Annotated in this window: 27 protein-coding genes; 12 read left to right on the plus strand and 15 right to left on the minus strand. The window is 59.7% G+C overall.

Translation table 11 applies throughout. The annotated features are described in order from the left end of the window. Nucleotides 1–17: 17 nt before the first annotated feature. Together QZ862_RS18095 and QZ862_RS18100 are read left to right on the plus strand one after the other, a co-directional pair. On the plus strand, nucleotides 18–665 hold the full coding sequence (locus QZ862_RS18095) for a DUF1007 family protein (RefSeq protein WP_296101247.1): 648 nt from the start codon (nucleotides 18–20) through the stop codon (nucleotides 663–665). Beyond that, nucleotides 659–2,083 (plus strand): nickel/cobalt transporter, encoded by a 1,425-nt coding sequence (locus QZ862_RS18100; protein WP_296101248.1) that lies wholly within the window; start codon nucleotides 659–661, stop codon nucleotides 2,081–2,083. The genes QZ862_RS18095 and QZ862_RS18100 overlap by 7 nt, the downstream gene beginning before the upstream one ends. A gap of 230 nt (nucleotides 2,084–2,313) precedes the next feature. Here the strand turns inward: QZ862_RS18100 and QZ862_RS18105 are convergent, their stop codons facing one another. Together QZ862_RS18105 and QZ862_RS18110 are read right to left on the minus strand one after the other, a co-directional pair. Beyond that, the gene (locus tag QZ862_RS18105) at nucleotides 2,314–2,784 is read right to left on the minus strand and encodes a hypothetical protein (protein WP_296101249.1); all 471 of its coding nucleotides are present in this window, start codon (nucleotides 2,782–2,784) and stop codon (nucleotides 2,314–2,316) included. After that, entirely contained in the window at nucleotides 2,777–3,037 is a 261-nt protein-coding gene (locus QZ862_RS18110) for a hypothetical protein (protein ID WP_296101250.1), read from the minus strand. Before QZ862_RS18110 ends, QZ862_RS18105 begins: the two co-directional genes overlap by 8 nt. A gap of 231 nt (nucleotides 3,038–3,268) precedes the next feature. Between QZ862_RS18110 and QZ862_RS18115 the strand changes: the two genes are divergently transcribed. From QZ862_RS18115 to nhaA, 3 genes are all read left to right on the plus strand, one after another. Beyond that, nucleotides 3,269–3,700 (plus strand): GNAT family N-acetyltransferase, encoded by a 432-nt coding sequence (locus QZ862_RS18115; protein WP_296101251.1) that lies wholly within the window; start codon nucleotides 3,269–3,271, stop codon nucleotides 3,698–3,700. Nucleotides 3,701–3,963: 263 nt separating this feature from the next. Then, nucleotides 3,964–4,908 carry a bile acid:sodium symporter family protein gene (locus QZ862_RS18120; RefSeq protein WP_296101252.1) on the plus strand — a complete coding sequence of 315 codons (945 nt, stop codon included), beginning with the start codon at nucleotides 3,964–3,966 and terminating at the stop codon, nucleotides 4,906–4,908. Between the two features lie 174 nt (nucleotides 4,909–5,082). Next, on the plus strand, nucleotides 5,083–6,297 hold the full coding sequence (gene nhaA / locus QZ862_RS18125) for a Na+/H+ antiporter NhaA (RefSeq protein ID WP_296101253.1): 1,215 nt from the start codon (nucleotides 5,083–5,085) through the stop codon (nucleotides 6,295–6,297). A gap of 156 nt (nucleotides 6,298–6,453) precedes the next feature. On the opposite strand, the gene QZ862_RS18130 is transcribed toward nhaA, so the two are convergent. Next, nucleotides 6,454–7,185 carry an SDR family oxidoreductase gene (locus QZ862_RS18130; protein ID WP_296014395.1) on the minus strand — a complete coding sequence of 244 codons (732 nt, stop codon included), beginning with the start codon at nucleotides 7,183–7,185 and terminating at the stop codon, nucleotides 6,454–6,456. 81 nt (nucleotides 7,186–7,266) lie between these two features. On the opposite strand from QZ862_RS18130, the gene QZ862_RS18135 reads away from it, so the two are divergent. Beyond that, nucleotides 7,267–7,659, plus strand: a complete 393-nt coding sequence (locus tag QZ862_RS18135; protein WP_296038829.1) for a helix-turn-helix domain-containing protein — start codon at nucleotides 7,267–7,269, stop codon at nucleotides 7,657–7,659. A gap of 248 nt (nucleotides 7,660–7,907) precedes the next feature. Continuing rightward, a complete protein-coding gene (locus QZ862_RS18140) occupies nucleotides 7,908–8,306 on the plus strand; it encodes a hypothetical protein (RefSeq protein ID WP_296084431.1) in 399 nt (132 codons plus the stop codon). A gap of 59 nt (nucleotides 8,307–8,365) precedes the next feature. On the opposite strand, the gene QZ862_RS18145 is transcribed toward QZ862_RS18140, so the two are convergent. Both QZ862_RS18145 and QZ862_RS18150 read right to left on the minus strand, forming a co-directional pair. Further along, nucleotides 8,366–8,716, minus strand: coding sequence for an HNH endonuclease (locus QZ862_RS18145; RefSeq protein WP_296101254.1), 351 nt, complete (start codon nucleotides 8,714–8,716; stop codon nucleotides 8,366–8,368). A 182-nt stretch (nucleotides 8,717–8,898) separates the two neighbouring features. Next, nucleotides 8,899–9,102 (minus strand): DUF4287 domain-containing protein, encoded by a 204-nt coding sequence (locus QZ862_RS18150; RefSeq protein ID WP_296014400.1) that lies wholly within the window; start codon nucleotides 9,100–9,102, stop codon nucleotides 8,899–8,901. 204 nt (nucleotides 9,103–9,306) lie between these two features. Here QZ862_RS18150 and QZ862_RS18155 point away from each other — a divergent pair, with 204 nt between their 5' ends. After that, the gene (locus QZ862_RS18155; RefSeq protein ID WP_296101256.1) at nucleotides 9,307–9,810 is read left to right on the plus strand and encodes a PAS domain-containing protein; all 504 of its coding nucleotides are present in this window, start codon (nucleotides 9,307–9,309) and stop codon (nucleotides 9,808–9,810) included. 39 nt (nucleotides 9,811–9,849) lie between these two features. Here the strand turns inward: QZ862_RS18155 and QZ862_RS18160 are convergent, their stop codons facing one another. Together QZ862_RS18160 and QZ862_RS18165 are read right to left on the minus strand one after the other, a co-directional pair. After that, complete coding sequence (locus QZ862_RS18160; RefSeq protein ID WP_296078484.1) at nucleotides 9,850–10,251, minus strand: response regulator; 402 nt, start codon at nucleotides 10,249–10,251, stop codon at nucleotides 9,850–9,852. Continuing rightward, nucleotides 10,218–11,609 (minus strand): histidine kinase dimerization/phosphoacceptor domain -containing protein, encoded by a 1,392-nt coding sequence (locus tag QZ862_RS18165; RefSeq protein ID WP_296101257.1) that lies wholly within the window; start codon nucleotides 11,607–11,609, stop codon nucleotides 10,218–10,220. The genes QZ862_RS18160 and QZ862_RS18165 overlap by 34 nt, the downstream gene beginning before the upstream one ends. A gap of 385 nt (nucleotides 11,610–11,994) precedes the next feature. On the opposite strand from QZ862_RS18165, the gene QZ862_RS18170 reads away from it, so the two are divergent. Further along, nucleotides 11,995–12,840 (plus strand): diguanylate cyclase, encoded by an 846-nt coding sequence (locus QZ862_RS18170; protein ID WP_296101258.1) that lies wholly within the window; start codon nucleotides 11,995–11,997, stop codon nucleotides 12,838–12,840. A gap of 29 nt (nucleotides 12,841–12,869) precedes the next feature. Here QZ862_RS18170 and QZ862_RS18175 read toward each other — a convergent pair whose 3' ends face one another. The 6 genes from QZ862_RS18175 to QZ862_RS18200 form a co-directional block, all read right to left on the minus strand. Continuing rightward, nucleotides 12,870–13,526, minus strand: coding sequence for a 4'-phosphopantetheinyl transferase superfamily protein (locus QZ862_RS18175; protein WP_296101259.1), 657 nt, complete (start codon nucleotides 13,524–13,526; stop codon nucleotides 12,870–12,872). Next, nucleotides 13,523–17,539: a Pls/PosA family non-ribosomal peptide synthetase gene (locus QZ862_RS18180; RefSeq protein WP_296101260.1), complete on the minus strand. Its 4,017-nt coding sequence runs from the start codon at nucleotides 17,537–17,539 to the stop codon at nucleotides 13,523–13,525. Before QZ862_RS18180 ends, QZ862_RS18175 begins: the two co-directional genes overlap by 4 nt. Nucleotides 17,540–17,674: 135 nt before the next feature. Further along, nucleotides 17,675–17,881 (minus strand): hypothetical protein, encoded by a 207-nt coding sequence (locus QZ862_RS18185; RefSeq protein ID WP_296101261.1) that lies wholly within the window; start codon nucleotides 17,879–17,881, stop codon nucleotides 17,675–17,677. Further along, entirely contained in the window at nucleotides 17,878–18,573 is a 696-nt protein-coding gene (locus QZ862_RS18190) for a GNAT family protein (RefSeq protein WP_296101262.1), read from the minus strand. Before QZ862_RS18190 ends, QZ862_RS18185 begins: the two co-directional genes overlap by 4 nt. An 86-nt stretch (nucleotides 18,574–18,659) precedes the next feature. Beyond that, nucleotides 18,660–19,361 carry a tellurite resistance TerB family protein gene (locus QZ862_RS18195; RefSeq protein ID WP_296101263.1) on the minus strand — a complete coding sequence of 234 codons (702 nt, stop codon included), beginning with the start codon at nucleotides 19,359–19,361 and terminating at the stop codon, nucleotides 18,660–18,662. Between the two features lie 105 nt (nucleotides 19,362–19,466). Beyond that, entirely contained in the window at nucleotides 19,467–20,105 is a 639-nt protein-coding gene (locus tag QZ862_RS18200) for a 2-dehydro-3-deoxy-phosphogluconate aldolase (RefSeq protein ID WP_296014414.1), read from the minus strand. Between the two features lie 154 nt (nucleotides 20,106–20,259). Between QZ862_RS18200 and QZ862_RS18205 the strand changes: the two genes are divergently transcribed. Further along, nucleotides 20,260–20,748, plus strand: a complete 489-nt coding sequence (locus QZ862_RS18205) for a CYTH domain-containing protein (RefSeq protein ID WP_296101264.1) — start codon at nucleotides 20,260–20,262, stop codon at nucleotides 20,746–20,748. Then, a complete protein-coding gene (locus QZ862_RS18210; protein ID WP_296101266.1) occupies nucleotides 20,732–21,640 on the plus strand; it encodes a CHAD domain-containing protein in 909 nt (302 codons plus the stop codon). The genes QZ862_RS18205 and QZ862_RS18210 overlap by 17 nt, the downstream gene beginning before the upstream one ends. Before the next feature lie 115 nt (nucleotides 21,641–21,755). On the opposite strand, the gene QZ862_RS18215 is transcribed toward QZ862_RS18210, so the two are convergent. Then, complete coding sequence (locus tag QZ862_RS18215) at nucleotides 21,756–22,091, minus strand: hypothetical protein (RefSeq protein ID WP_296101267.1); 336 nt, start codon at nucleotides 22,089–22,091, stop codon at nucleotides 21,756–21,758. 161 nt (nucleotides 22,092–22,252) lie between these two features. Between QZ862_RS18215 and QZ862_RS18220 the strand changes: the two genes are divergently transcribed. After that, the gene (locus QZ862_RS18220) at nucleotides 22,253–23,239 is read left to right on the plus strand and encodes a rhodanese-related sulfurtransferase (RefSeq protein WP_296101268.1); all 987 of its coding nucleotides are present in this window, start codon (nucleotides 22,253–22,255) and stop codon (nucleotides 23,237–23,239) included. Nucleotides 23,240–23,314: 75 nt separating this feature from the next. Here QZ862_RS18220 and QZ862_RS18225 read toward each other — a convergent pair whose 3' ends face one another. Continuing rightward, nucleotides 23,315–25,477, minus strand: coding sequence for an EAL domain-containing protein (locus QZ862_RS18225; RefSeq protein ID WP_296101269.1), 2,163 nt, complete (start codon nucleotides 25,475–25,477; stop codon nucleotides 23,315–23,317). Nucleotides 25,478–25,571: the final 94 nt, after the last annotated feature.

Here is a 25,571-nt window from a genome sequence, read left to right on the forward strand (position 1 = left end):
AGGATAAAACGCGGCCCATGAAAAAACTCATTCTACCAATGGCCGCCTGCGCCGCTGCCTGTCTTGCGCCGCTTAACGCTTTCGCCCATCCGCATATCTTTGCCGAAGCGCGCATGGAAATCATCGAAGGCGCGGATGGCAATGTGCAGGAAGTGCGCAACATCTGGCGCTTCGACGAGATGTTTTCCGCAAGCGTGGTCCTGGACTACGACAAGAACAGCGACGCCAAGCTCGACAAGGAAGAGCTCGCCGAAATCGGCAACACGGTGCATGAATCGCTGGCGGAATATTCCTACTACACCTTCATCGCGGTCAACGGAAAGAACATCGACTTCAACAAGCCGGACGTCATCCATGTGGATTACAAGGACGGCCAGATCCTGATGTTCTTCTCCGTTAAGCCGAAAAACCCGCTGCCGGTGAAGGGCAAGCTCTCCTTCGGCGCCTGGGACCCGACCATGTATACGGCCATCGATTTTGCCAAGGACACCGACATCGTGGTGAAGGGTCCGCATCTGGCCGCCTGCAAGCACAAGGTGGTGCGCCCGGACCCGGATGAAATCATCGCCCAGAACCAAAGCAGCCTGACCGACGCCTTCTTCAACGACCCGACCGGCACCGACATGACCAAGCTCTTTGCGACAAGACTGGAACTGCAATGCTAGAGGATGGCGTTTCACCACAGGGAGCCCGGCAGGCTGAGGGATTGATGATTACCCTGAAACGCTCGCTTTGGGTCATCCTCGGGCTTGACCCGAGGATCCATGTTTTCAACGGCTCATGGATGGTCAGGTCACCCTCGGAAGTGACCTGGGGGCCGACCATGACGCCGGAGAGGTCGTTGGGTCGGCAAGACTCCTCCCGCCGCGCAGACGCGCGACGACTGGATTCCTGTGATAAGCACAGGAATGAGGGAAGCAAGCTTCTCCTCGCGCTGACCACCCTCACCCTTCTGTTCGCCTCGCTCAGCGTCGCCCACGCCCAATCGCCGCTCGGCATCGGCTCGGCCGAACCCTCCATTTCCGTCGGCGGGCCGCTGGCACCCTTCTTCCAGTGGATCAACGTCCACCAGCAGAGCTTCTACCGCGCGCTGACCGGCGCGCTGAAAGCCATGCGCGAAGACCCATGGGCGCTGACCTCGCTGATCGGCCTCTCCTTTGCCTATGGCGTGTTCCACGCGGCTGGCCCAGGCCACGGCAAGGCGGTCATTTCCTCCTACATGATCGCCAACGAGACGCAGCTGAAACGCGGCATCCTGATCTCCTTCGTCTCGGCGCTGATTCAAGGCGCGGTTGCCATCCTCCTCGTCGTCGCGGCCTATTTCGTGCTGCGTGGCACCTCCATCACCATGACCAAGGCGACGCAGGCGATGGAAATTGCCAGCTTCGCCATGGTCGCGCTCTTCGGCGCCTGGCTCTTGGCGCGCAAGATCTGGAGCATGCTGCATCGGCGCTCTGATCATCACGCGCTCGCATCCCCGCAAACGCCCGCACCGGCGCTTGCCGCATCGTCATCGGCCTCACCTGTCGCAAGCGCCAGCCTGTCCGCTAGCCCCGCGCTCTCGTTCAAGGCAGCCGAAAACGGAACGACCAGCTTCGGAGAACCCGCAAGCTCAGCACCCCGCCGCACCGGCATGGGCAGCGGCTTGCGCTTCCAGGGCCAGCCGGTCTTTGCCGATCACGCCCAAAGCGGCAGCGGCGATCTCTGCGATGCCTGCGGCAAGGCGCATGCGCCCGACCCCTTGCTCTTCCAGTCCCGCACCTTCAGCCTCACCGAAGCCTGGTCGGCCATTGTGGCGGTGGGCTTACGCCCCTGCTCCGGCGCCATCATCGTCATGAGCTTTTCCATGCTGAACGGCCTGCTGCTCGGCGGCATGCTCTCGGTGCTCGCCATGTCCATCGGCACCGCCATCACCGTCTCACTCCTCGCCATCCTCGCCGTCACCGCCAAGGACGCCGCCATCCGCTACGCCGGAACCGGCAGCCGCCGCGCCCCAAGGATCGCCAACGGGATCGAGATTGCCGGGGCGTTGGTGGTGCTGTTGATGGGACTGGCGTTGCTGGGAGCGTCGTTGCAGGCGTGAGGCCTTGCGGGACATGAGCCAACCATGTCCTGCTGGCCTGACCGCCCTGACCAGATCGCGGCCCGCAGTCGAGACCGTTGCTGGAGTAACCTGTCTGTGCACTCTGCCTGCGCCGTAACGTCATTCCCTTTCAAGAGCAGCACAAACTTTCCGCCACCTGCGACGATAAGCACGCGTCTAGCGCAGACCGGAGGTTGGCAGCTAGTGCCTTGTATCAATACAGCGAAAGGCTATCCCTTTGGCTTCGACTTCATTATGGGCGTTTTAGATACCTTGGGCGTGAAAGCGAACCCTGGCTCCTCCTCAAGAGAGTAGACCTTGGTAATCAATCCAGTTTTAAGCGCTTCCTCATCCAGCACGCTGTAAAGACCATCCGGCGTGGCCAGTCCCATCATCGCGAAAACGTCTTTGGATCGAACACCCATAGCATCGAGATACGTACCCAACTTCTCTTCGATGCGGTCGTCCTTGCGGGTGGAGATGGCATCGAGATTGCGTCTGCTCACACCTCCGTAGTTTTGGTCTTTCGTGCCGTTGGTGATTTGGTGGAGACCGATCGATGTGTTAGGCGATGCCGCACGTTTTACGCCCCCTGCAACGACAAAAGGACAAGCAGAAAAGCAATAGGCCCCGCCGCTGCGCACTGTGCCAGAGGACCAGCCACCCTTAACCATTTTCTCCTTGCACCGCGGATCAAGCATTGGACAATCGTTCAACTGGGTGCGTCCGATAGCCGTGGTCAAGCTTGCGGTTACGTAACATCTGGCCAATGGCCAGAGCGGCGTCGACGTCACCTCCGACAGACTGGATGACGATGGGAAGTTTGCGGTTCTTCAGGGTCGCCAGAAAAGCGGCAAACCGCGTGGGTGTGGCATGCGTGATCGCTCCCTCCGCCGAAACCCACTGGACGCATGTGTCGCTGCAATCACCATCTGAAACGAGGATAAAGTTCATTGGCCGATCACCAGGATCCTCGGCGGCTGCAGCATATGTTCTCAACAAGATGATGAGAACCGTCGCAAACACGCCACTCGAGAACGCTACAAACCGGGCCAATTTTGGCATGGACATCCCCCAGATGATCTCCAATCCTACGCCAACCCTTTCAGCGTCACAATTGCGGCCTTGTCAGCATGAAGCGTTTTTATCAAAACGAACACTTCAACCATGCGGGAGCACATGAATATGAAGATTAGACCCGCCAATCCTGCCGATGTCCCGGCGCTGTTTCATATCCGCACCTCCGTTCGTGAGAACCACCTCAGCCGCCAGCAGCTCGCCGGTCTCGGCATCACTGAAGCGTCCATTGCCGAGATGATTTCCTCTGCGCCCTGTGCCTGGGTTGCAATCGTGGACGATCAAGTCGTCGCCTTCTCTATGATCGATACTGCAGAAGCGTCGCTCTTCGCTGCCTTCGTTCTTCCTTCATACGAAGGGATGGGGCTTGGCGCTGAGCTTGTTCATGCTGCTGAGGAGGAGTTGTTTCGCCACCACCGTGAGATATGGCTTGAAACGGCTGCGGAGAGCCGCGCTGCTGGCTTCTACCGGCATCTAGAATGGGGCAATGAAAGCAAGGCAGAGGGGGACCAAATTCGGCTCACCAAGACGAGGCCTTGATCGCTCTTTTTGCTAGGATCAATTGGTCATAGGAGTTCAGAGCGCCCCGCAGCACATACTTCTCTGTACGGGGATAGCGAGAGGATGATGACCGCGCATTGCGGCCCCGCAGACATCGTCACCTAAACTCTACGCGTCTACCAACCCCATCGAACAGAACATCCGCAATATTAGCAAACATGCAACAACCCAGCCAAAGTGACCTTGACAGTCAAGCTGACGCATCTAGACGTCCCGCTAGCATTTCTTTGGAGGGACAGATCATGAAGGCGTTGGCGCAAATATCGACATTCGTTGGCAAAACATTCGCGGCCTGGGTGGTGCTGTTTGCAGTCCTCGGCTTCTTTTTCCCCGATACGTTCAAGCAGATCGGTCCGTGGATCGTGACATTGCTGTCCATCATCATGTTCGGCATGGGTCTTACCCTTTCGCTGGATGACTTCCGCGAGGTGGTGAAGCGTCCCTTCGATGTGACGATCGGCGTTCTTGGCCAATTCCTGATCATGCCGCTTCTGGCTGTTCTGCTGACAAAGCTCATTCCGATGCCGCCGGAAGTGGCGGCAGGCGTGATCCTGGTGGGATGCTGCCCCGGTGGTACGTCCTCCAACGTCATGACCTATCTGTCCAAGGGTGACGTCGCGCTCTCCGTGGCCTGCACGTCCGTGACGACGCTTGCCGCTCCCATCATCACGCCGTTTCTTGTCTGGATGTTTGCAAGCCAGTATCTTCCCGTCGATGGCTGGGCAATGTTCATGAGCATCATCAAGGTCGTGCTTGTTCCGCTGGCGCTCGGCGCACTGCTGCAGAAGCTTTTGCCAAGCTTCGTCAAGGCCGCCGTCCCTGCTCTGCCGCTCGTCAGCGTCATCGGCATCGTCTTGATCGTCTCCGCCGTCGTGGGCGCCTCCAAGGCGTCGATCGTCCAATCCGGCCTGATGATCTTCGCCGTCGTCATCCTGCACAACGGTCTCGGTTATCTGCTCGGCTTCTTCGCAGCAAAGGCCTGCGGCCTGACGCTTGCCAAACGCAAGGCCATCGCAATCGAGGTCGGCATGCAAAATTCCGGTCTCGGTGCAGCGCTCGCTACGGCTTACTTCTCGCCGCTTGCCGCCGTGCCGAGCGCCATTTTCAGCGTCTGGCACAACATATCCGGAGCGCTACTCGCCAACTGGTTTGCCGGACGTGGCAAGGAAGAAATCACGCAGCGCTGAAACCTGCTCAACTGGAGAAAATGCGCCACCCGGGTGCGCGCGGGACCGGTTTTGGTGGAAAAAGCGATCAGGATAGGTTAAATTTAAACCCGACAGCGCGTGCTGCGTGCGCTGCGGGTTCCCCCGAAATCGACGGAGACTAAGATCAACTTCCAACAAAGGGAGGGTGAGCCTGTGTCTTCGACATCAAATCCAGGTCGCATCAATTCCACACTTCGCAAGTTTCTCGACAACGGGGCCTCGGGTGGCCTCGTACTCATGGCCGTCGCACTTCTTGCCATCATCACGGCCAATTCCCCGATGGCAGAAGCCTACTTCCATATCCTCCACGTCTATATCGGACCGCTGAGCCTCCAGCATTGGATCAATGACGCCCTGATGGCGGTGTTCTTCGTCCTGGTCGGGCTTGAAATCAAGCGCGAGATGCTTGACGGACAACTCTCCAGCTGGAGCCGCAGGGTGCTGCCAGGTGCTGCCGCAGCAGGCGGCATGATATTTCCGGCACTCTTCTACGTCCTGCTGAACCGCGACAATCCAGCCGCCTTGCAGGGATGGGCCATACCGACAGCGACGGACATCGCTTTTGCCCTTGGCGTGCTCTCCCTGTTCGGATCGCGCGTCCCGACCTCGCTGAAGATCTTTCTTGCAGCCCTCGCCATCATCGACGATCTTGGTGCGGTCATTGTCATCGCTCTGTTCTACACGGCAGACCTGAACCTGGTCGCTCTTATCGGCGCCGCTCTCGTTTGGGGCAATCTCTTCATCTTCAACAGGATGAAGGTAAAGGTGCTGTGGCCCTATCTCGTCCTTGGCGCCGTGCTTTGGGTGCTCGTCTTTGCGTCCGGCGTTCACGCAACACTGGCTGGCGTGATGCTGGCGCTGACGATCCCGCTCAAGTTGACGCCCGGCACACCGGAAGCGACGCCGGACGAGTCGCCGCTTCATCGCCTAGAGCATGCGCTGCACAAGCCTGTTGCCTTCATCATCGTGCCAATCTTCGGCTTCGCCAATGCAGGCGTTTCCCTTTCGGGTCTGAGCCTGTCGGTCTTTACCGAGCCGCTGACCATGGGCGTTGCCGGTGGCCTGTTCTTCGGCAAGCTCATCGGCGTGCTTGGCGTCGTCGCAGTGCTTGTGAAGCTTGGCCTGGCGCAACTGCCAGCCCAGGCGAGCTGGGGACAGGTGGCCGGCACGGCGCTTCTGTGTGGCATCGGGTTCACGATGTCTCTGTTCATCGGTCTGCTGGCGTTCAACGATCCAGCCGTTCAAGATCACGTCAAGATCGGGATTTTGATGGGATCGCTCGTGTCCGGTTTGAGCGGAGCCTTGATCCTCGCAATGGCGAGCCGGAGGCAACCAGTCCCCTCCCATCCAGTCCGCACGACAACCTGACGGCTAACCCTAACCACCATCTTGTGCCATAAGTTTGAGTTGGTGATCGTGACTGCTCATCACAGCGTGTGACCTTTCGCCATGGTGAGATGGTGTATCACGAGCCACGTCTAAGGTGCCCGACCCATCGAGTTCGGGCACCGCCTTCCATTCCCCTTACACCTGCAGCAACCCACCATCGACGCAGAGTTCGGCACCCGCGATATAGCTTGCCTCGTCGCTCAACAGGAACAGAGCGGCCGCAGCCACTTCCGAGGGTTTGGCCATGCGGCCCATGGGGATTGGCGCGACGATGGCTGCGCGCACATCGTCGGCAACAGCCGCCATCATATCCGTATCCGTCGGGCCGGGTGCGACGACGTTGACGCGGATGCCTTTGGGCGCAAGTTCCGCCGTCCATGTGCGAGCATAGGAGCGAACGGAAGCTTTGGTTGCGCAATAGGTGCCGTAACCGGCATAGCCTGCGCTCCCGGCAATGGACCCGATGAGGACCACCGAACCACCATCCGTCATTGCAGGAAGAGCGGCCTGGAAGCCGAACACCATCCCCCGGACATTGACATCGAAGTGGCGGTCGAAATGCTCCGGCGTGATCTCGGCGATAAGCGACGGCTCTGAAAGACCGGCATTCAGGACCAGCGCGTCGATATGGCCATGGGCTTTGCGCACGGTTTCGACAGCAGCGCGCATATCCTCCGGCGAGCTTGCGTCGGCGGCAATGCCCACCGCGCCGCTGCCGATGTTGTGGGCTGCCTTTTCAGCCTCTTCGCCTTTGCGGCTTGTGAGGAAGACCTTGGCGCCTTCGCCAGCCAGTCGCTCCGCAATGGAAAGACCTATGCCCTTCGCGCCGCCCACGACCAGAGCTACCTTGTTGTTCATGCGAGCCATCGTAATTCCTTTCAATCAATGACCCGGCCATGATATACGGTGGATATCTGATATCAATTACGCACCTGGAATAGCCTAGATATGGACGAGTATACCGACCTGGAAACCCTCTCTCGGCAGGCGCTCTGCGATATGCCGAAGGTGCGCCCTGTGCTGGACAAGATCGCCGACAAATGGACGATCCTGATCCTGACGGTGATCTGCCCAAAACCATCGCGCTTCAACGAGATCAAGCGACGTCTGGATGGTATCACCCACAAGGCACTGGCAGACGCCTTGAAGAGGCTGGAGCGCAACGGCCTCGTGACGCGCACAGTTCTGCCTACCCAGCCGATTGGCGTGGAGTACGCCATCACGCCGCTCGGCCATTCCCTGCGCGAGCCATTCGAGGCGCTCTGCGCCTGGGCGGCGACCAATGGTGAAAAGATCGATGCGGCGGCGAAGACCTATGACGAGGCACGGGATTGCCGTTGACGCCCTGGGACGCGCGTCCGACAATGCATGGGCCTTGGGTGAGTGCGGCGCGACAAACCATGCGCGGGCAAACCATCATCGTCCTTGGGCATCTCCCGTCCCGATCAATCTGGGTGGAGGCAGAAAAACGTTGAAGCCTGCCGCCTGACCCCATAAAGCCTGCTCGAGAAAAGGTCTCGGCGCTGGCTGCAACCGCTCTCCCACCAGGCAAGCACGCTGCAGGCATGGACCCGAACAAAGGAACTAAGATGTCGATCACGGTACAGAAGACTATTCCCGCGCAGCGCATGCACCAGTTCGATCAGATGGTCGATCGCTGGCTGGCAGAAGGCCCGATCAGGCTCGCGACCAATGCGACGATCACCGCCATGGACAATGCCGGGATCCCGAAGGAAGAACAGGCCGCGATCATCGAGGACCGGGATATCATCATGCGCTACAACATGCGCCTCGGCGTCATCAGCGAAGTCTTCGCACCAGCCATCGAAAAGGCAGTGGCTTCAACCCGCTCAGGCAGCGAAGCGCAGGACGAAATCGCCCGGCTGATCGTTACGGCCATCGGCCTGCGCCAGAGCGATGACAGCGAGTTGGTGACCTTCACCTTCTCCAGCCAGGCCGAAGCGGATCTATTCGATCAGTCTGTCTGAAAGCTTCGCTGAACGCGCGCCTGGCGACCGCACATTTGTTTCCGCAGAAACCTCGCCGCTTAGGATTTGCGCCCACGGCCGAATGACTGCCGCGCGTCTTTGGCGGAGTCCGCAAAGCCCGGCGGCTTGTTTTTCACCCACGTAACAAAGGTCTGCACCGCAGGGTCTTCCAGAATCGCCTCGATCGTCGAGAATTTCTTGGCAAGTTGGGCGTCGGTGAAGATCGAATGGATCTGATCGTGGCAGACCCGGTGAAGGCACACGGTCTTCTTTCCGCCCTTGCTCTTGGGAACAAGATGATGCTGGACTTGCTGGTCATCCGGAATGACGCGCTCGCACAATGGGCAGATCACCGGCTCTGGCGTCGGCTCGTCCCATGATTCCAGCTCGTCCCTGTTCTTTCGCGCCATGGCTTGATCTTTCCTGTTCTGCGCACGGATACTGGTTACCTAAGTGGTAGGGGTATGACCTTGGTCCTCAAGCATGTCGCACACAGGTGTGCTGCGGTTTTGCAGTAGAGACATGCTTTCGCACGAAAAGATCAAAACCACGTGGCTTGTTCCGACGCCATCTCAATCGGACGACGTCGTCTTCACTCCTTTAACGTATCCGCAACGAGAGCATTGGCGTGCCCGTGGCCCAAGCCATGCTCCTGCTTCAGCCAGGCAACCAGCTCCATGTGCTTCTTGCCGCTCTGACTGCGAATGAGTTCTTTCCACTCTGCGATCGGTCGGCCGTACTTGGCTTCGATGGACGGGAAATAGGAGGCTGGACCTTTCACAGGTTCTTTCGTCATGGCTGATCTGATACTCGATACATGTCCCAACCAAGAATAGCACAGCGTTCAGCTTCGGTAACCTTTTATCGATCGTGATTTAGAACATGCTAACACACAGATGTGATCGACCGAACATGGGCAACTTCCAACGACCAGTCGGTGCAGGCCATTGGCGAAGCCGATCTCGTGGTTTAAATGGCCGATGGGGAATGGAGGGGCGCCATGGGCTCGATGCAAAGAGGCTTGATCAAGAACCTTTTGGAAGGCGGGGGATTTTATTCCTGGTCCTTGTCAACGAACCTGCTGACCGCCGATGGGGCTTTCGCGCAAATCTACGAGATCGATCAAGACGAACTGGCGAAGGGTATTCCGGTGGAAGCAATCCTCGAGAAGATTGTCGAGGAGGACCGGCCGCGTCTGGCCGAGCGTATCCATGATGTCATTCTGGGCGGCCCACCGCTCGTTTCGGCCTATCGGATCTATTGCGCAGGTGGAAAGGTGAAATCACTTCTGAGCATGGGATCCTGCGCAAAGGATGCCGACGGCGTGCCCTCGATCTATTCTGGCGTCGTGCTTGTTGAAAGGGAGGTCGACGCGAGTTTGGACGCCATGGGCCTCGAAACGCATATCGGCGCTGCGATCGAACTGGCGAAGGCGAAGAATTTCGAACTGACGGAACGCTACCTGTCGTCCGCCCTCAGATCGCTCTCGGTTGGCCTTTCATAAACGCTCCGGTGAACTCGCGGCCAACCACCAACGCTTTCGTCAGTTCAGAAGCTTCACGAGAGAAGACAACACTTCCCGCTCGGAGTAAGGCTTACCGACGAACCCTAACGGCCTGGACGCCTGCGCCTGCGCGCGGGTTCGCTCATCCAGGTTGGCGCTGACAAAGAGAGATGGCACGTCGAAACGGTCGCGCAGCACTGCGGCTGTCTCCACACCGTTCGTTCCGCGCGCAAGATTGACATCCATGATGGCGACGTCGACGGCTCCATCGACCTTTTCGGCAAGCGCAATTGCCTGCACCATGTCGGATGCCTGCCCGACGACGGTGTGGCCGGCGTCGATCAGCATGTCCTCCAGGTCCAACGCCAGAAGCATCTCATCCTCGACGATCATCACACGCAGCGGCATCAACGTGCCCCCGCCGGGAATGTTATCGTCCACGGGCCACGGCCATCCGGGCGCGAGATCGTGCCGTCTATCTGGCTTGCCATGCTGGCGGTCAGGCGTTCCGACAACTCACTGGATGATGCACTTTCATAGCCAGTGATGCTGAGCACGCACTCATCAGGCGAATTGCGTTTCAAGCTCACCTGAATCGGACCGCTGCTCGAACGGTCACGCGGCAAATCATGCACCAGTTCGCTGACAATCACCGAAACCGGGATCGCGCGCTCCGTGGGAAGGGCGATATCATCGACATCGACTTCGATCTCGGCTCCCCCAGCAAGGTTCATGTCTCTGCAAAGCTTGTCGAGATGCTCTGCCATGTTCACCGACAGCGAGTTCTGATCGCGGTAGAGACCTTCATGCACGGAGATGATCGCGCGCACGCGCGAGATTGCCCGATCGAAAGCTTGGGCAACCGCAGGCTCCTCCAGGCGGCGCGCCTGAAGGCGCAAGGTGCTGATAACCAGTTGCAGGCTGTTCTTGACGCGGTGGTTCACCTCGGCCAGCAGGAGATCCTTTTGAGCGACGAGTTCGCTCTTCTCTTCGAGCGCCGCAGACAGTGCCGCCTCGCGCTCGCGGTCTGCCGTCACGTCCATCAGGACGCCGATCATCCTCACCTTGCCCGTCGATGTTCTTAAGACTTCGCCGCGCGAGGAAACGTGCCGCACAGTGCCTGAATCGACAATGCGATAGTCGAAATTCGTCACGGTATGGTCGGGTGAGGCGATGGTCGAGGCGAGGGCCTCACGAACACGCACCAGATCCTCTGGATGCATCTTTGCAAAGAACGGGGCGGCCACCGGTCCACCCTCCCCCGGCTCGAAACCGAACATCACATCGACAGCGCCACTGCGGCGCCAGAGGTCTGTCTCCGGTTCGTATTCCCAGGACGCGAGGTCGGCGGCATGGAGGGCGACGCGCAGACGGGCATCGGCCTCGCGCGCCTTCAGAACGCTTTTCGTGACGTCCATCGGATTCTGGATGATGAATGCCGTCTTTCCGTCAGGCCCGGGGACGGGCGTGTGGACAGGTGTCCAGAACTTCTGCAAGAAACCACCACCCGGCTGCGGAATATCGTACTGAATAACCGCCATCTCATGCGGCTTTCCGGTTGCAAGCACATGGCGGAGGGACACTTCCAGCGGACCTTGCTCGACGGTTCCGGCGGCATCGGGATTTTCCGGAAACGCCTCGAGAATGGAGCGACCGACGATATCATCGAGCGTGCGGTCCGCCAGTGCCAGATAGGCATTGCTGGCAGCAACGATAACGAGATCGGGATCGAGGATCAGATAGGGCTGCGGCATCCCTTGCACGATTGCGACGAGATCGGTGGATGTCAGACTGCGCAAGGGGAGTGGTTCTCCAGAATGGTTGTCGTAGTTCGATGACGATTATCTAAAGTGTTCCAGTCCTGAGACTTGACGAAATCCAACGCGATTAACACGCGGCATGCAAAAAGGTTTCATCAGAACGCATCCTGGATTTGAACTATTTGCTCTGCCTTGACGCCGTGTTTGTCGCGGGTCCCCTTTGTGGTCTCTATGATTGACGGCGTGGGCCTAAGACCGATCCGTTCGCGATCGGGATGACATCCTTGAAGGATGCCATCGCGTTTATTACGTGAGCGCAAGCGCCTCGGCTGCAAGATGTCGCCCACCAGAATAGAGTGTAGGAATTTCGTCTTTCAGCTTCTAAATGAGGCCGGGAAAAAATAAGCGGCATGCGGAGGTACCATTGAAGAAGATCAAATCGTCCCTCGTCGCGAAAACCTTCCTCGTCTGCTTCGTCAGCGTCCACGTGCCGCTGATAGCGCTTGTCGCCTATCTATCGATGGGGTTTGAGCTCGGGACTTTACCGGTCTTCCTTCTCATCCTTGGGGCAACCCTGGTTGGGACGGCGCTTTGCCTGTTCGCCATCTGGCGGCTGATCCGACCCCTCAACCTGCTGGCAGACGCCATGAAGCGGTATCCGGAGGACAAGGGGATCTTGAGGCTTTATCCGAAATCCCGCGATGAAATCGGCACCGTGACAGACATCGCGCGTTCGACGCTCCTGCAAGTCGAGAGCTTGACCAGGCAGTTGACGCATCAGGCAACGACGGATTTTCTGACAGGGCTTGGAAACCGCCGGGCGCTGATGGAACAGATGCCGATCATTCGCGCCAAGGCCGCACGGCCGGAGGAAGCAGTGTCGCTCATCCTGTTCGATCTCGATCACTTCAAGCGCATCAACGATGAATACGGCCACGATGCTGGCGACAGCGTTTTGATGGCAATCGGCGAAGCGGTGAAGGATCACCTGCGCCCGTACGATTATGCCGCACGCATGGGTGGCGAAGAGTTCTGCATCGTCCTGCCCGGCGCCGACCTCGCCGCCGCTGAGTCCGTGGCAGAACGCCTGCGCCTTGCCGTCGAAAGCCGCGTGGTGGAGCCACTACCCAAAGGCCGCATCACCTGCAGCTTCGGCGTTGCCCAGGCCCGCCCGAACGAGAGGCTGCAGGAACTGCTTTTGCGCGCCGACGCCGCGCTCTACACTGCAAAGGATCAGGGCAGAAACGTTGTGGTTCGGGCGCAGCCATAAGGAGCAACGCGCTGGGTGATACGCGCGATCTATGGCGCGTCTGAGCCAGCTAAACACGCAACGGCCTGAACCGTCCCATTCTCCAAACGCACGTGCACCCGCGTTTCCCCTTGGTGGGAAACAACCCTCAAGCCGTCCTCCAACTCCACCGTCTCCATCTCGTCCGCATCGATGCGAGATGCGATACCGAGGCACTTGGCGTGGGCCTCCTTTGCCGTCCAGCGCGTAATGAGGGTTGTGTCCGTGGCGCCCTGGAGGACCAGTCGCTCGGTGCGCGTGAAGCTGTCTTCTGGTGGTGGCTCGGTGTCCAAGGGCTCAATATCGACACCGATGGGCAAACGGCTGAGGCCGATCAGGCAATGGGGGAAGCGGCCAGCGAGGCTGATGTGCCAGCCTTCTGGATGGAGAACCTGCGGCGCGCCGATCCCGGTTCTGCCGATGGTGATCTCATCTGGGTGCAGACCGCAGAACCGGGCCAGAAGCAGCTTGGCCAGGCGTCGGCGCAGAACGCGCATGCCCGCCTCAGGCTTCGATGCCAGATCCTGCAAATCGGCAGCAGAGAGCATCGCTCCTCCCGCCAGTCTTTCAGTCTCAGGCTCGTCGAGCCGCAGATACCAGACCACCGGCGCATCGCCGGGGGCTTTTGTCAGATCGTCCGCGCCGGAAAGCCAGACGGTTTCGCTCATGCGCTGCGCACGGGCTGTGCGGGAGAGCCTTCCCAGGAGGTTCCAGTCGGCAGCGTCTCGCCCTTCATCACGACCGAGAGATCGCCTAGCTGGGCGTCATCGCCGATTTCTGCGTCATAGAGCACGATGGCATAGGAGCCGATCACCGCACGATCACCCACCGTGACACTGCTGACCTTCATCACCCGGTCTTCGAACAGATGCGTTTGCAGACCGGAAAATTCGTTCAGCGCCACCTCGTCGCCAATATGCACCAGATCATGCTCGGTGATATCGGTCGTGTCGATGAAGCAGTCCCGGCCGATCTTCGAGCCGAGAAGTCGCAGATAGACGGAAAGCCACGGCGTTCCCCGCAAGGGTTGCAAGAGGTTCGGCACCGCCAGGTTTTCATACGTTGCGGTCACCAGCTCGGTGCGCCAGACGAAGGTGCTCCACAGCGGCTTGGTCGTCGGCTTGTATCGCCCCATCACCACCCATTTCAGCGCAACGACGGAGAAGCCGCAGGCGAGCGCGAAAGCGATGTAGAGAAAGGGAAAGACAATGGCGATCAGCAAATGGCTGTCGTCATAATCCTGAATGTCTCCGACAATGGAAAAGAGAATGCTGAAGAAGGCGAGGAACAGGGTCAGCGGCAAGATCACGCGGATCGCTTCGATGGCAAGGCGTGTCGCAACAAGCCGCGGACGAGGATTGAAACGCGATCCCTCATCGAAAAGGCCGACGGCCTGGCGCACAGGCAGCGAAATCGGCGGAGAACCGAACCATGTGCCATCCGGCTGTTCGGCGCCTCCATCCGCCGGTGGCTTGGAAAGCACGCCGATCAGCGTGCCGTCGGCAATCCTGGCGCCGGTTGGTAGCACGGCGGAGTTGCCGATGAAGGAGCGGCGGCCGATACGGGTATGCGCAAGCTCGATGATGCCCGGCTCGTGGCGCGCCGCGCCAAAGACCACGCCATCGGCGATGAAGCTTTCCGGCCCGATATCGACGAGATCCGGCACGATTTTCGCGGCAGTGGAAATCTCGGCACGTTTGCCTATCCTGACCCCGAGTGCGCGGTACCAGGGTAGCACGTATAGCGTGGCATAGATCGGGTGTAGCAGCGCCAGCGCCATATCCGTCACCTGCTGGACGAACCAGAAGCGCAGGTAGAACCAGCTATGGATCGAGTAACGCCCTGGCCGCACCGGCCCGAGAATGAGACGCTTGGCTGCGACCGTCAAAACGCACATCAGGACGATATAGGTAAGCGCCAGGATCGGAGAGAGCAGCAGATAGGAGTACCCGTCGGTGTTCCAGTCGATTTCGATCATCGCAATCAGGCCCGGCGCAATCGGCAGGATGGCGACGATGGGAAGAATGGCGGCGGCGATGAAAAGTCCGATGCCGACCAGCAGGCGGCGCATCAACCCCGCCTCCTCATCGCGCTTGGCCACGCGCCCGGTCGCGATGCATTTGGCTGGAGAGCCGTTCCAGATTTCGCCAGCCGGGATCGACTGGTTCATCGGCAGCGACGACAGATCCTCAAGCGATGCCGCGTCACCCACCACGCTGTTGCGCCCGACAACCGCCATGGTGCCGATAGACGCGCTGTTGCCGATGCGAGCGGACCCCAGACGCAGCAGGCCGCGCTCCACCGAGCTCGTGGCCAGCATCGCATAATCGCTGAGAATGGCGTCGTCGCCAATGCTCACGAGATCGGCCGTATCGATCGCGACGGTGCCGATAAAAGCGCGGCGGCCGATCTTGGCACCGAGCAGCCGGTAATAGAGCCGGATCATCGGCGTACCGCTGAGGTAGGGTGTCGCGATCGTGTCGGAGAGACGCCGCACGAACCACCAGCGCAGGTAATAGCTTCCCCAGAGCGGATAATCGCCCGCCCTGTAGCGACCGATGATCAGCCACTTGCTGAGGATGGCAAACACCATGCCGAGCGGCGGAATGAAGATGAAGCTGAGGCCGCTCATCAACAGCGCCGAAACGCGGCCCAGATCCTCGACCAGATAGGTATAGGCGAGATATGGGAAAAACCACTGCAATCCCGCCACCGCATAGATCGGCACCAGCGCAAGCGTCTGGAGCGCAAAGCAGAGCCGCTTCTGGAACGTGCTGACCCGGTGGAAGGGTTCCAGCACAGCGCTGTCGGCCATCACCCGGTCGCGCAGCCGCTCCGCAAGCCGCCGGATGGTAGGCGCGGCATAAAGATCCTGAATGGAGACGCCCGCAAGGCCCGGCGATTTGCGCAGCGCGGAAGCAAGTCTTGCAGCTTTCAGCGAATGTCCGCCGAGATCTTCAAACAGATCGTCCTCCACCGACACCTTCTGCGGCGCGAAAGCGTCCGACCAGATGGCATGCAGCTGAATTTCCAGCGGCGTTTCCGGCGCAACAGTTTCGCGGTCCGACGTGGTGACCACCAGCGGACGCTGAAGCGCCTTGCGATCCACCTTGCCGGAAGCGGGAAGTGTCGGCAGCGCCTCCAGCACCTGATAGGCGGCGGGCCGCATATAGTTCGGCAAGCGGTCATTGACGCGCTTGCGAGCCGCGTCGATGTCGATCGCCCCACTGCCACGCGCCACCAGGAAGGCAGCCAGCAACTCCGACCCGTCATCATCGCGGAAGAGATGCACGACAGCCTGCGCCACGGCGCTATCCTCGGCAATTACCGCCTCGATTTCCGCCAGCTCGACGCGGAAACCACGGATTTTCACCTGCGTGTCGATGCGGCCCATGAATTCGATATCACCGACGGAATCGAGCCGCACCAGATCGCCGGAACGGTAGATCCGGGCAGGCTTGCCATCCGGCCCGTTGAACGGCGTCATGACAAATTTGTCTGCGGTCAGGTCGGGGCGGTTCACATAGCCGCAGCTCACTCCCGGCCCGCCGATCACGAGCTCGCCCTCAGTGCCGGCATTCACCGGCCAGAGCTTGTCGTCGACGATCCAGGCCGTATAGCCGGGCAACGGGCGCCCGATGGTAACACGGCGGCCGGGCTGAACCTCGGTCCAGGTTGCCGTCACCGTTGTCTCGGTCGGGCCATAGGTGTTGAGGATGCGAAGGCCAGGACGCGCCCAGCGGTTGACGAGATCGGGCGGGCAGGCTTCCCCGCCGAGATTGACGATGCGCAGTGTCGGGAGCTGCGCCTCGACGAGCGTGAACAGCGACGGCACGACGTGCCAGACGGTGACGCCTTCCTCTGCAAGCGTGATTGCCACATCCGGGCCTGCCTTGTGGAGCGCCTCGGTGGCGACGAGCAGTTCCGCACCGGCCGAAAAGGCGCTCCACATCGTTTCGATCGACATGTCGAACGCGACGCTGAAGCCGCCGAAAACCTTGTCCGTATCTTCGACGGCAAGGATCGCGCCCTCGGAGCGCAGAAAATGGCAGGCGCTGCGGTGCGAGATCATCACGCCTTTGGGGCGACCGGTCGTCCCCGACGTGTAGATGATATAGGCAAGGTCTTCCGGAGAGGCGCCGGTCTCCTCGCGTGTGATCACCATGGCGTCCTGCGCCGCAAGATCGCCCAGCGTTTCGTTGACCACCAGGGTTTGCACCCGCATGGCGCTAGCGCGCTCCGCGTCCGTCACGATCAAGGTCGCGCCGCTGTCCTCGGCAATGAAGTCGATACGGTCCTGGGGGTAGGTCCAGTCCACCGGCACATAGCAGGCACCGGCCCACAATGTGCCGAGGATGGCCATATATTGGTCGAGGCCGCGCGGCAGACAGATGACGACGCGGTCGCCGCGCTTCACACCCATGGCTTGAAGCTGGCGGGCAAAGCGCGTGGCGCGTTCGGACAGCTGCGCATAGGTCAGTTCCTTGCGGCGGCTGTTTTCCGGATCGTTGCCCAGCAGCCTGACGGCGCATTTGGACGAATATCGTTTGGCGGTCTGCTCGAAAATCTCGTGCAGCATCTCGTCGCGGGCGTAAGGCTCATCTTCTCGAATGGGGAGCGACGGGGCAATCGGCGCGTAGACAGTCAGTTCCAACGGCCTGGCGGCCACATTCTGATCCATAAAATCACCAAAGGATATAAGGCGGCATCTGAAATGCCGCCGCTATATATCATTTGGAATTGCGCCGAAAGAAGGTGCAAAAAAGAAGCTGAGAGCAGATTTTTTAGGCAATGACGGCGCGGTCGCGCCAGTCGCTCAGCCCCGGCGCTGGTGTCGCGCCCGAAGCCAGAATACCAGGAAGAAGGCGAGCACCGCGGCGATATCGAAGGCCGCTGCCACCCAGACTGAATAGGTGTTTGCCAGCCACAAGGTGATCTTGGGCATGATGTAGAACAGAAATCCAAAGCCAAGAATGATGGCGAGGGCGGCGAGAGCCGCAGACTTCGTATCGTTACCGCTCATAGGACAACCCCGGCAGCAAACGTTGCGCGAATATCCTCGAGCTTGCGCTTTTGCGTTCCGTCCTCGTTGAAGTTGTCGGGCGAAAGCCATGCCTCGAACGCCTCACGGATCACCGGCCATTCGCTGTCGATAATCGAGAACCATGCCGTATCGCGGTTCTTGCCCTTGGAAATCATGTGCTGGCGGAAGACGCCTTCGAAGGTGAAGCCATAGCGTTTGGCCGTGATCTTGGATGGCTCGTTCTCATTGTGGCACTTCCACTCGTAGCGGCGGTAACCGAGATCATCGAACACATGCCGGGCCATCAGATAATGAGCTTCGGTAGCAAGCGGCGAGCGCTTCATCTTCGGTCCGTGCGCCACGGAGCCCACTTCGACCACACCATTCTTCGGATCGGGGCGCATATAGGTCGCCATGCCGACGACCTCCTTCGTGGCGTTCTCGATGAAAACCAGCGTCACCCATTGGAAGCTCGTCGCCATCCCCTCGATCCAGTCGCTGAAGGCAGCCGCATCGGCAAAGGGCTCATTCGGAAAATACTTGATCAGCTCATTGGTGCCGAGCCCGCCAAGCGCATCCCAGAGCGTCTGCTCGTGCGCTGCTCGATCAAAGGGAACGGCTGTCACGAACCGGCCTTCAAGCGTCACCGGCTGCGGTGCTGGACATCCTTTGAACTGGCCGAGATCGCGCATGTTTCCTCCTGAGCGGTTCTACCCAGAGGAATAGGTCAGCTGTCCATCAAAGACAACCGACCTCTGATATGGAATATTTTGATCGATCAGACCTTGGCGGCGGAGACGGTCGCTTCGATATGCTCCACCAGCGCATCCGGCAGGCCGAGACGACCGGCGAGAAGATCGAGATAGCCGCGCTCTGCCCGGCTGTCAGGCTCGATGGTGAGACGCGAGGCGGTATAGATTTCCACCTTCTGCTCTTCAGTCCTTGCCGCAGCCACCAGCGCATCGATATCCAGGGGATTGGCCAGTTCCTTCTCGATAAAGGCTTCCGCCTCATTGTCGAGACCGGAGATCTTGACCTTCTCCATGATATTGGCCCGCTCGCTCGCGTCGATATGGCCGTCGGCCTTGGCGGCGGCAATCATCGCCTGAACCAGTGTCAGCGCAAAGCTGTTGGACAGAGCGGGCGATTGTGGGTGAAAGGGAGAATCGACCGGCGGCGGCAAAAGCTCCTGCGTGGGCTGCGGCTGGGTCACGGCCTGCGGCGACTTGCCGGACTGGTAGTTGCGGTAAGCGAGATAACCAAGACCGGCAATGGCGGCAAGGCCCCCGACGGCTGCAGCATTACCCGCAAGCTTGCGCCCCGTCTTGGTGCCGAGAATGGCGGCGGCCAGCGCGCCGGCCTTCATCGGATTGTTCTTCGCAATCTCTGCGGCTTGGCCGGCCCGGTCCCGCACGCTTCCTGACAGTCCAGGCACCTGCGAACCCAAAAACTGGTCGAGAAGCTTCTTCGCGTCGAACATCAAAATCTCCTGTTTGCGTCAATGTCGAAACAGGAGATAGGAAGTGTACGGCCCAATGCAATTGGCGCCAGTCATCACGCCGTCGTGAACGGCATAGGTTAAGGATCAGCCGCGAAGCGCTGCCGCTTCGGCTGCAAGCTTGGTGATGCCGGCCCAATCGCCCGCCGCGATCAGTTCCTTCGGCGCAACCCAGGAGCCGCCAACGCAGACCACGTTCGGCAATGACAGATAGTCCTTGGCATTCTTCAGCGATACGCTGCCGGTTGGGCAGAACACGGTGCCTGCGAGCGGAGAGGAAAGCGCCTTCAAATAAGGTGCGCCACCGGCCTGCTCGGCGGGGAAGAATTTCAGCACCTTGTAGCCTGCGTCGCGCAGCACCATGACTTCGCTGGCGGTGGCCGCACCGGGAAGCAACGGCACGTCTGAGCCCTCTGCCGCATCCAGCACGCTCTTGTTGACGCCGGGGCTGACGATGAAGGTCGAGCCCGCCTTGGCAGCGGCATCGAAATCCTTGGCGTTCAAAATGGTGCCAGCGCCCACATGCGCGCCTTCCACTTCGTTTGCAACGGCGCGGATGGCATCGAGTGCGACGGGGGTGCGCATGGTAATCTCGATCGCCTTCAGGCCACCTTCGACAAGCGCGCGGGCCAGCGGCACGGCAGACGCCACATCTTCCACGATTAGTACCGGTACCACGGGTTGAAGTTTCAGGATGGAAAGAAGCTTCTCGGAGTCCTGGGCCATGGCGATATCTCCCGCGATTGAACCGATTGAAATTGGGCTTTCAAATAACCTGCCGATTCTCCCCTGTCGAGGCCAAGGCAACGATTTCTCATTTATTGCTTTTTCATGACAACCACTTGGTTTACCGTCCCGGCAAAACAGCACAGGGTGTTGAATGGCAAAAGAAATCGAACGCAAGTTTCTGGTCCGCAGCGATGAGTGGCGGCACAAAACGACGTCTCGGAAATCCTTCCAGCAAGCCTATGTCGCCTCCATGGAAGACCGCTCGGTGCGCGTCAGGATCATGGACGACACCGACGCCCGCCTCACCATCAAGATCGGCACCAGTGCGCTTGTGCGCGACGAATACGAATACCCCATCACCGTCGAAGACGCCCGCGAACTGATCACCGCAGCGCTCGGCATCGTCATCGAAAAGACCCGCTACACGGTCGATCACGAAGGCTTCGTCTGGGAAGTCGATGTCTTTGACGGCATCTATCACGGCCTCGTTGTTGCGGAAGTCGAGATGAAACAGGAAACCGACCGCCCTGCCCTTCCCGCATGGCTCGGCCCGGAAGTGACCGGCGACCGGCGATATTCGAACCAGCACATGGCCATGGAAGATTTGAGCGGGGAGCTGCGCCATGTCCTTCAGGATTGATCCGACACGCTCCTTCGTCGAGGAGATCAAGCGCACCGGACTTGAACTTATCGACGATGCAATCGCCCTTTTGAAAGACCAGCCGGACGGTACCGACCGTGCGGTGCATGATGCGCGCAAGAAGTTCAAGCGCATCAGGGCACTTTACCGCTTCCTCGAAAAGGAGGCACCGGAGTTCCGCAAGACGGAAGCCGCCCGCTTCCGCGATATCGCCCGCTCGCTGTCCGCCGCGCGCGATGCCGCAGCACTGGTGGAAACCATCACCTATCTGCAAGATTTCGCTCGCTCCGATGCCGAGCGCGATGCACTGGCCGCCGCCCATGAGGTGCTGAGCAAGCGTCGCGATGCCACGACCGGTGAAGACGGCGATCTGCCAAAGCGGATCGAAGCCGCAATCCAATCCTGCAAAGAAGGCAGGGATGCGCTCTCGGCCCTGTCGCTCTCCCACGGCGAAAAGACCGCGTTGAAGATGATCCGCGAGACCTGGCGCAAGCAACGTCGAAAGGCGCTGGACGCTCTTGGCCTCTGTCACGGACAGGCCCATGACGAGTATTTTCACGACCTGCGCAAAAGCGGCCAAGTCTACTGGATGCAACTGGCGCTGTTACAAAAGCTCTGGCCTTCGGCCATGCGCGCCAAGAGGGCGGATGCCAAGCAACTGGTAAAGCTGCTTGGCCACGAGCACGATCTCTCGGTGCTCGCCGCCTTCGCCGACCGAGAACCGGACAGCTTCGCAGGCGGTGAAACGCTTGCCCTGCTGCTCGACGCCATCATCGACCGGCAGCAGGCACTGCGCGAAGAGAGCCTGAAACTCGCCGATCACGTATTTGCCGAAAGTGCAGGCCGCGAGGCGGCGATTGTTGCGCTTTTGTGGAAGCATGCCGCGCGCTGAGATGAAGACGCAGCGACAAGAAACTGTCGCTGCGCTACAGCATCGTGCTTTGTGTGTCCAATAGGACTCACGGCGCTCTAGTGCCTCGGCTCGACGCTTTGCCGCCATTCCCGGCCTAAGCGGCCCCCAGGCAGAAATTATCGACCACGCGCGTCCCGACGCTGATGACCTTGCCGCTCTTCGGGTCCTTGGTGAAAGACACAAAGCGCCGCTGAGGGCACAGCAGCTCCGGTGATTTCTTGTCGCAACGGATCGCGTTCTTGCCTGCGTCGAAGCCTTCGGGCCCGCAGGTGAAACCTGCGCGTACCACTTTCTGCCTCGCGGCTTCGAAGTCCAACCCGACAAGGTTCAGCCTTGCCACCTCCGCTTCGTGAAAACTCTCCAGCAACTTCAGCAGGCCACAGCCACTCAATGCCATACATAGGCCCGCCAGTAGGAAATAATGTCTCATGTTCACCTCAATCTGTTCGGGCTGATACCGATACAGTCGGATTTGTTGTGAAGCCAAGTCTGGATTGCAAGACTTGACCATCGTCAAGCGCTGAGACCCCCGGCGCAAATCCGGCGCAATCAGGATTGCAACAGCGCCCGGATGGCTGTATTTCAGCGGCCATGACCGACAACACGACATCCTTCCGCCCGGACGCCACCGCCGAGGCGACGTCTTCCAGTTCCACCCTCTCCGGTGCCGCTGGCGATTTCCTCGTGGCAGCGCTGTACCACTTCGCCCGCTTCCCGCGGTTTGAGAGCGTGCGCGATCCGCTCTTCAAGCTCTGCCAGGAACAGGGTGTGAAGGGCACGTTGCTTCTTGCGGCGGAAGGCATCAACGGCACGATTGCCGGTACGGATGCAAGTGTGAAGACCGTGCTTGCCTATCTTCGCGCCCAGCCGGAATTTGCGAGCCTGGAGCACAAGGAAAGCCGTGCGTCGAAAATGCCCTTCGTGCGCATGAAGGTGAAGCTGAAGAAGGAAATCGTCACCATGGGCGTGCCGGATATTGATCCCAACCGGATCGTCGGCACTTATGTCGATCCGAAAGACTGGAATGCGCTGATTTCCGATCCCGACACCATCGTCATCGATACGCGCAATGATTACGAAACGGCAATCGGTCTCTTCAAGGGCGCTGTCGATCCGCAGACCAAGACGTTTCGCGAGTTTCCCGATTGGGTGAAGAACAATCCCGGCCTGCACAACAAGCCGAAGATCGCCATGTATTGCACCGGCGGCATTCGCTGCGAAAAGGCCACGGCCTTCATGAAGGAACAGGGTTTTGAAGATGTCTTCCACCTTAAAGGCGGCATTCTGAAATATCTGGAAGAGGTGCCGGAAGAAGAAAGCCTGTGGGAAGGCGCCTGCTTCGTCTTTGACGAGCGTGTCTCCGTCGTCCACGGCCTTGCCGAAGGCGACCATCAGCTTTGCCATGCCTGCCGCAACCCGATCACCGAAGAGGTGCGCCTGTCGCCGCTCTTTGAAGAGGGTGTGTCCTGCCCGAGCTGCTACCACGACCGCACCGAAGAAGATCGCCAACGCTTCCGCGACCGCCAGAAGCAGATCGATATCGCCAAGAAGCGTGGCGAAAAGCATCTGGGACGGTAGTTACCATCCAGCTTGAAGCTCGCTGCGCGCGAAACTTTTCAGCGATCTCGCCACAACGGCATGAGAAGCCACGCTTTAGGACGCTTTCAGTTGCTCCAGCGGCGCATTTTGTTGTGCGAGCAATTCGTGAATGCCTGCGGCATAGAGCGGCTTGGAGAAGAGATAACCCTGAAGCTCGTCACAGCCGCAGATCTGCAGGATCACGGCCTGGTCTTCGGTTTCGATACCTTCTGCCGTCACCGGAATGCCGAGCGAGCGGGCAAGCGCCACGGTGGCGGTGAGCATTTCCAAGGATCGCCCGCCCTCATTGAGCGCCTCGACCAGCGACTTGTCGATCTTCATGCGGTCGAAGCCGAAGCGGCGCAAATAGCCGGTGCTGGCAAAGCCCGAGCCGAAATCGTCGAGCGCGACGCTGACCCCGATCTGCTGCAACTTTTCGATAGCCGCCTGCGCACGCTCCGGGTGATGGATGAAATAGCCTTCTGTCATTTCCAGCATCACCCGCTCAGGGGCAATGCCCGTTTCTTCCAGCAGCTGCACCACGTGTCCGGCAAAGGCGGGATTGCGGAACTGGACGGGGGAGATGTTGACGGCGATCTTCAGGTCCGGCCATGCGGCCGCTTCTTTGAGCGCCGTGCGCATGACCTGTATGCCGAGCTTGTCGATCAGCCCACTCGATTCCGCAGCGGCAATGAACACATCCGGGGAGACCGGGCCGTAGCCTGGGCGATCCCAGCGGGCGAGTGCCTCCACCCCGATGATACGGCGGGTCAGCGTGTTGACCACAGGCTGGAAGGCAACACGGATTTCGTGATTGTCGATGCCGTATTTCAGGTCAGCTTCCAGCTGCTTGCGCTCTTCGCGGCGCGCGTCGAGATCGGCCTGATAGGCGAAGTAGCGTCCGCCGCCACCTTCCTTCGCCTCATACATGGCCATATCTGCCCGCCGCAGCAGTTCTTCGCCATTGATATCGCCACCCTTGGAGACGGACATGCCGATGCTGCAGCCGATTGCGGCGACGCGATCGCCTAGCATGAAGGGTTCGGAAACGAGTTCCAGAAGCGCTTCGCAGAACATGCGTCCCTCGATGCGGGCGTTGGGACCTTGAAAGGCAATCGCAAACTCGTCCCCGCCAAGGCGCGCAAGAAGAGCGTCGCGGGGGGCAAGAACCCTGAGTGCTGCGGCAAAGGCCTTGATAAGGAGGTCGCCCACCTCGTGGCCGAAGGAATCGTTCACATCCTTGAAGCCATCGAGGTCGAGATAGATGAGCTTTACATAGGAGCCGTCCGCACTCGCCATCTCGGTCATGCGCTTCAGACCGTCAAATAGGCCGGGGCGATTATGGAGCCCGCTCAAGCGATCGACCAGCAGCTCTTCGCGCATGACCGCTTCCTCCCGTCTGAGCCTACGGATAACGGCAAGGCCGAAAACGAAGAGCACCAGGAAGAAAACGCCGACGATGGCAAAGGCGGTCAACACCCGCGGGCGCACCTCATTGAGGCTGACATCGCCGGGCATGGTCGATGTCCAGGTCAGCTTGCCGAGGATTTCCCCATGCGCATCGACGATATCGACGTAATAGGGCGTGGCCGCAAGGCCAGTATTGAGCGACAGCCCGTTGACCAGATAGGTCTGGCCGAGCTTGCCGACCTTCTCATTTGTCAGATGGCGAACGAAAACCAGATAGCGCTTGCCAAGCGCGGGATCGAGCTCACCGGATTTCTTGCGCACCAGCGCCACACCGGCGGCGGCAATGCCATCACGCGTGCGGATGAAGCCAGCCATTTCGGGCTTGGTCCCCGGTCCAGCATTGCGGATCCGGTTGATCATTTCAGAAATGCTGGCGCCGAAATAGGAGCCGACGCTCCAGGGTGCAGGCGCGCCATTCTGATAGGCCAGCAGCACGCCGTCCCGATCGTCCAGAACGACCGCGGTATCGAATAGCTCGCTATTGACGGTCATGTTGCCGTAATTGCTGATGATCCAGTCAGCGCCATCGGGTGCATACACAAAACGGGCGGCATCGTCCCAAGCGGCGTAATCATTCAGCGTCGCGCCAAGCTGCTGCACAAACGTGGACAGCGCACCGCGTGCCGTCTGGAGAGACCGTTCCTCGTCAAGCCGGTTGGCCATCTGTGTGACATTGGTGAGTGCTGAGAGAACGAGCGCTGTGATCAGGATGACGATCAGCGCAAAGGCGAAAAGAACACCTGCAACCGCAGATCTCCTGCCGATCATCCCCATGCTGCCCTGCCCCACACTAAACGTACTTGCACACTCTCTTAAAAGGCCATGGTGCGGGCGAAACATTCAAAAGAGATTAAGGGCGCGC

Source organism: uncultured Agrobacterium sp., assembly GCA_913777615.1.
GTDB lineage: Bacteria > Pseudomonadota > Alphaproteobacteria > Rhizobiales > Rhizobiaceae > Agrobacterium.

Excerpts from the sequence above, each read along its gene's own strand:
- QZ862_RS18095 (WP_296101247.1), top strand. The coding sequence starts at position 18 with ATGAAAAAACTCATTCTACCAATGGCCGCCTGCGCCGCTGCCTGTCTT.
- QZ862_RS18100 (WP_296101248.1), top strand. The coding sequence starts at position 659 with ATGCTAGAGGATGGCGTTTCACCACAGGGAGCCCGGCAGGCTGAGGGA.
- QZ862_RS18105 (WP_296101249.1), bottom strand. The coding sequence starts at position 2,784 with ATGCTTGATCCGCGGTGCAAGGAGAAAATGGTTAAGGGTGGCTGGTCC.
- QZ862_RS18110 (WP_296101250.1), bottom strand. The coding sequence starts at position 3,037 with ATGAACTTTATCCTCGTTTCAGATGGTGATTGCAGCGACACATGCGTC.
- QZ862_RS18115 (WP_296101251.1), top strand. The coding sequence starts at position 3,269 with ATGAAGATTAGACCCGCCAATCCTGCCGATGTCCCGGCGCTGTTTCAT.
- QZ862_RS18120 (WP_296101252.1), top strand. The coding sequence starts at position 3,964 with ATGAAGGCGTTGGCGCAAATATCGACATTCGTTGGCAAAACATTCGCG.
- QZ862_RS18130 (WP_296014395.1), bottom strand. The coding sequence starts at position 7,185 with ATGGCTCGCATGAACAACAAGGTAGCTCTGGTCGTGGGCGGCGCGAAG.
- QZ862_RS18135 (WP_296038829.1), top strand. The coding sequence starts at position 7,267 with ATGGACGAGTATACCGACCTGGAAACCCTCTCTCGGCAGGCGCTCTGC.
- QZ862_RS18140 (WP_296084431.1), top strand. The coding sequence starts at position 7,908 with ATGTCGATCACGGTACAGAAGACTATTCCCGCGCAGCGCATGCACCAG.
- QZ862_RS18145 (WP_296101254.1), bottom strand. The coding sequence starts at position 8,716 with ATGGCGCGAAAGAACAGGGACGAGCTGGAATCATGGGACGAGCCGACG.
- QZ862_RS18150 (WP_296014400.1), bottom strand. The coding sequence starts at position 9,102 with ATGACGAAAGAACCTGTGAAAGGTCCAGCCTCCTATTTCCCGTCCATC.
- QZ862_RS18155 (WP_296101256.1), top strand. The coding sequence starts at position 9,307 with ATGGGCTCGATGCAAAGAGGCTTGATCAAGAACCTTTTGGAAGGCGGG.
- QZ862_RS18175 (WP_296101259.1), bottom strand. The coding sequence starts at position 13,526 with ATGAGCGAAACCGTCTGGCTTTCCGGCGCGGACGATCTGACAAAAGCC.
- QZ862_RS18180 (WP_296101260.1), bottom strand. The coding sequence starts at position 17,539 with ATGGATCAGAATGTGGCCGCCAGGCCGTTGGAACTGACTGTCTACGCG.
- QZ862_RS18185 (WP_296101261.1), bottom strand. The coding sequence starts at position 17,881 with ATGAGCGGTAACGATACGAAGTCTGCGGCTCTCGCCGCCCTCGCCATC.
- QZ862_RS18190 (WP_296101262.1), bottom strand. The coding sequence starts at position 18,573 with ATGCGCGATCTCGGCCAGTTCAAAGGATGTCCAGCACCGCAGCCGGTG.
- QZ862_RS18195 (WP_296101263.1), bottom strand. The coding sequence starts at position 19,361 with ATGTTCGACGCGAAGAAGCTTCTCGACCAGTTTTTGGGTTCGCAGGTG.
- QZ862_RS18200 (WP_296014414.1), bottom strand. The coding sequence starts at position 20,105 with ATGGCCCAGGACTCCGAGAAGCTTCTTTCCATCCTGAAACTTCAACCC.
- QZ862_RS18205 (WP_296101264.1), top strand. The coding sequence starts at position 20,260 with ATGGCAAAAGAAATCGAACGCAAGTTTCTGGTCCGCAGCGATGAGTGG.
- QZ862_RS18210 (WP_296101266.1), top strand. The coding sequence starts at position 20,732 with ATGTCCTTCAGGATTGATCCGACACGCTCCTTCGTCGAGGAGATCAAG.
- QZ862_RS18215 (WP_296101267.1), bottom strand. The coding sequence starts at position 22,091 with ATGAGACATTATTTCCTACTGGCGGGCCTATGTATGGCATTGAGTGGC.
- QZ862_RS18220 (WP_296101268.1), top strand. The coding sequence starts at position 22,253 with ATGACCGACAACACGACATCCTTCCGCCCGGACGCCACCGCCGAGGCG.
- QZ862_RS18225 (WP_296101269.1), bottom strand. The coding sequence starts at position 25,477 with ATGATCGGCAGGAGATCTGCGGTTGCAGGTGTTCTTTTCGCCTTTGCG.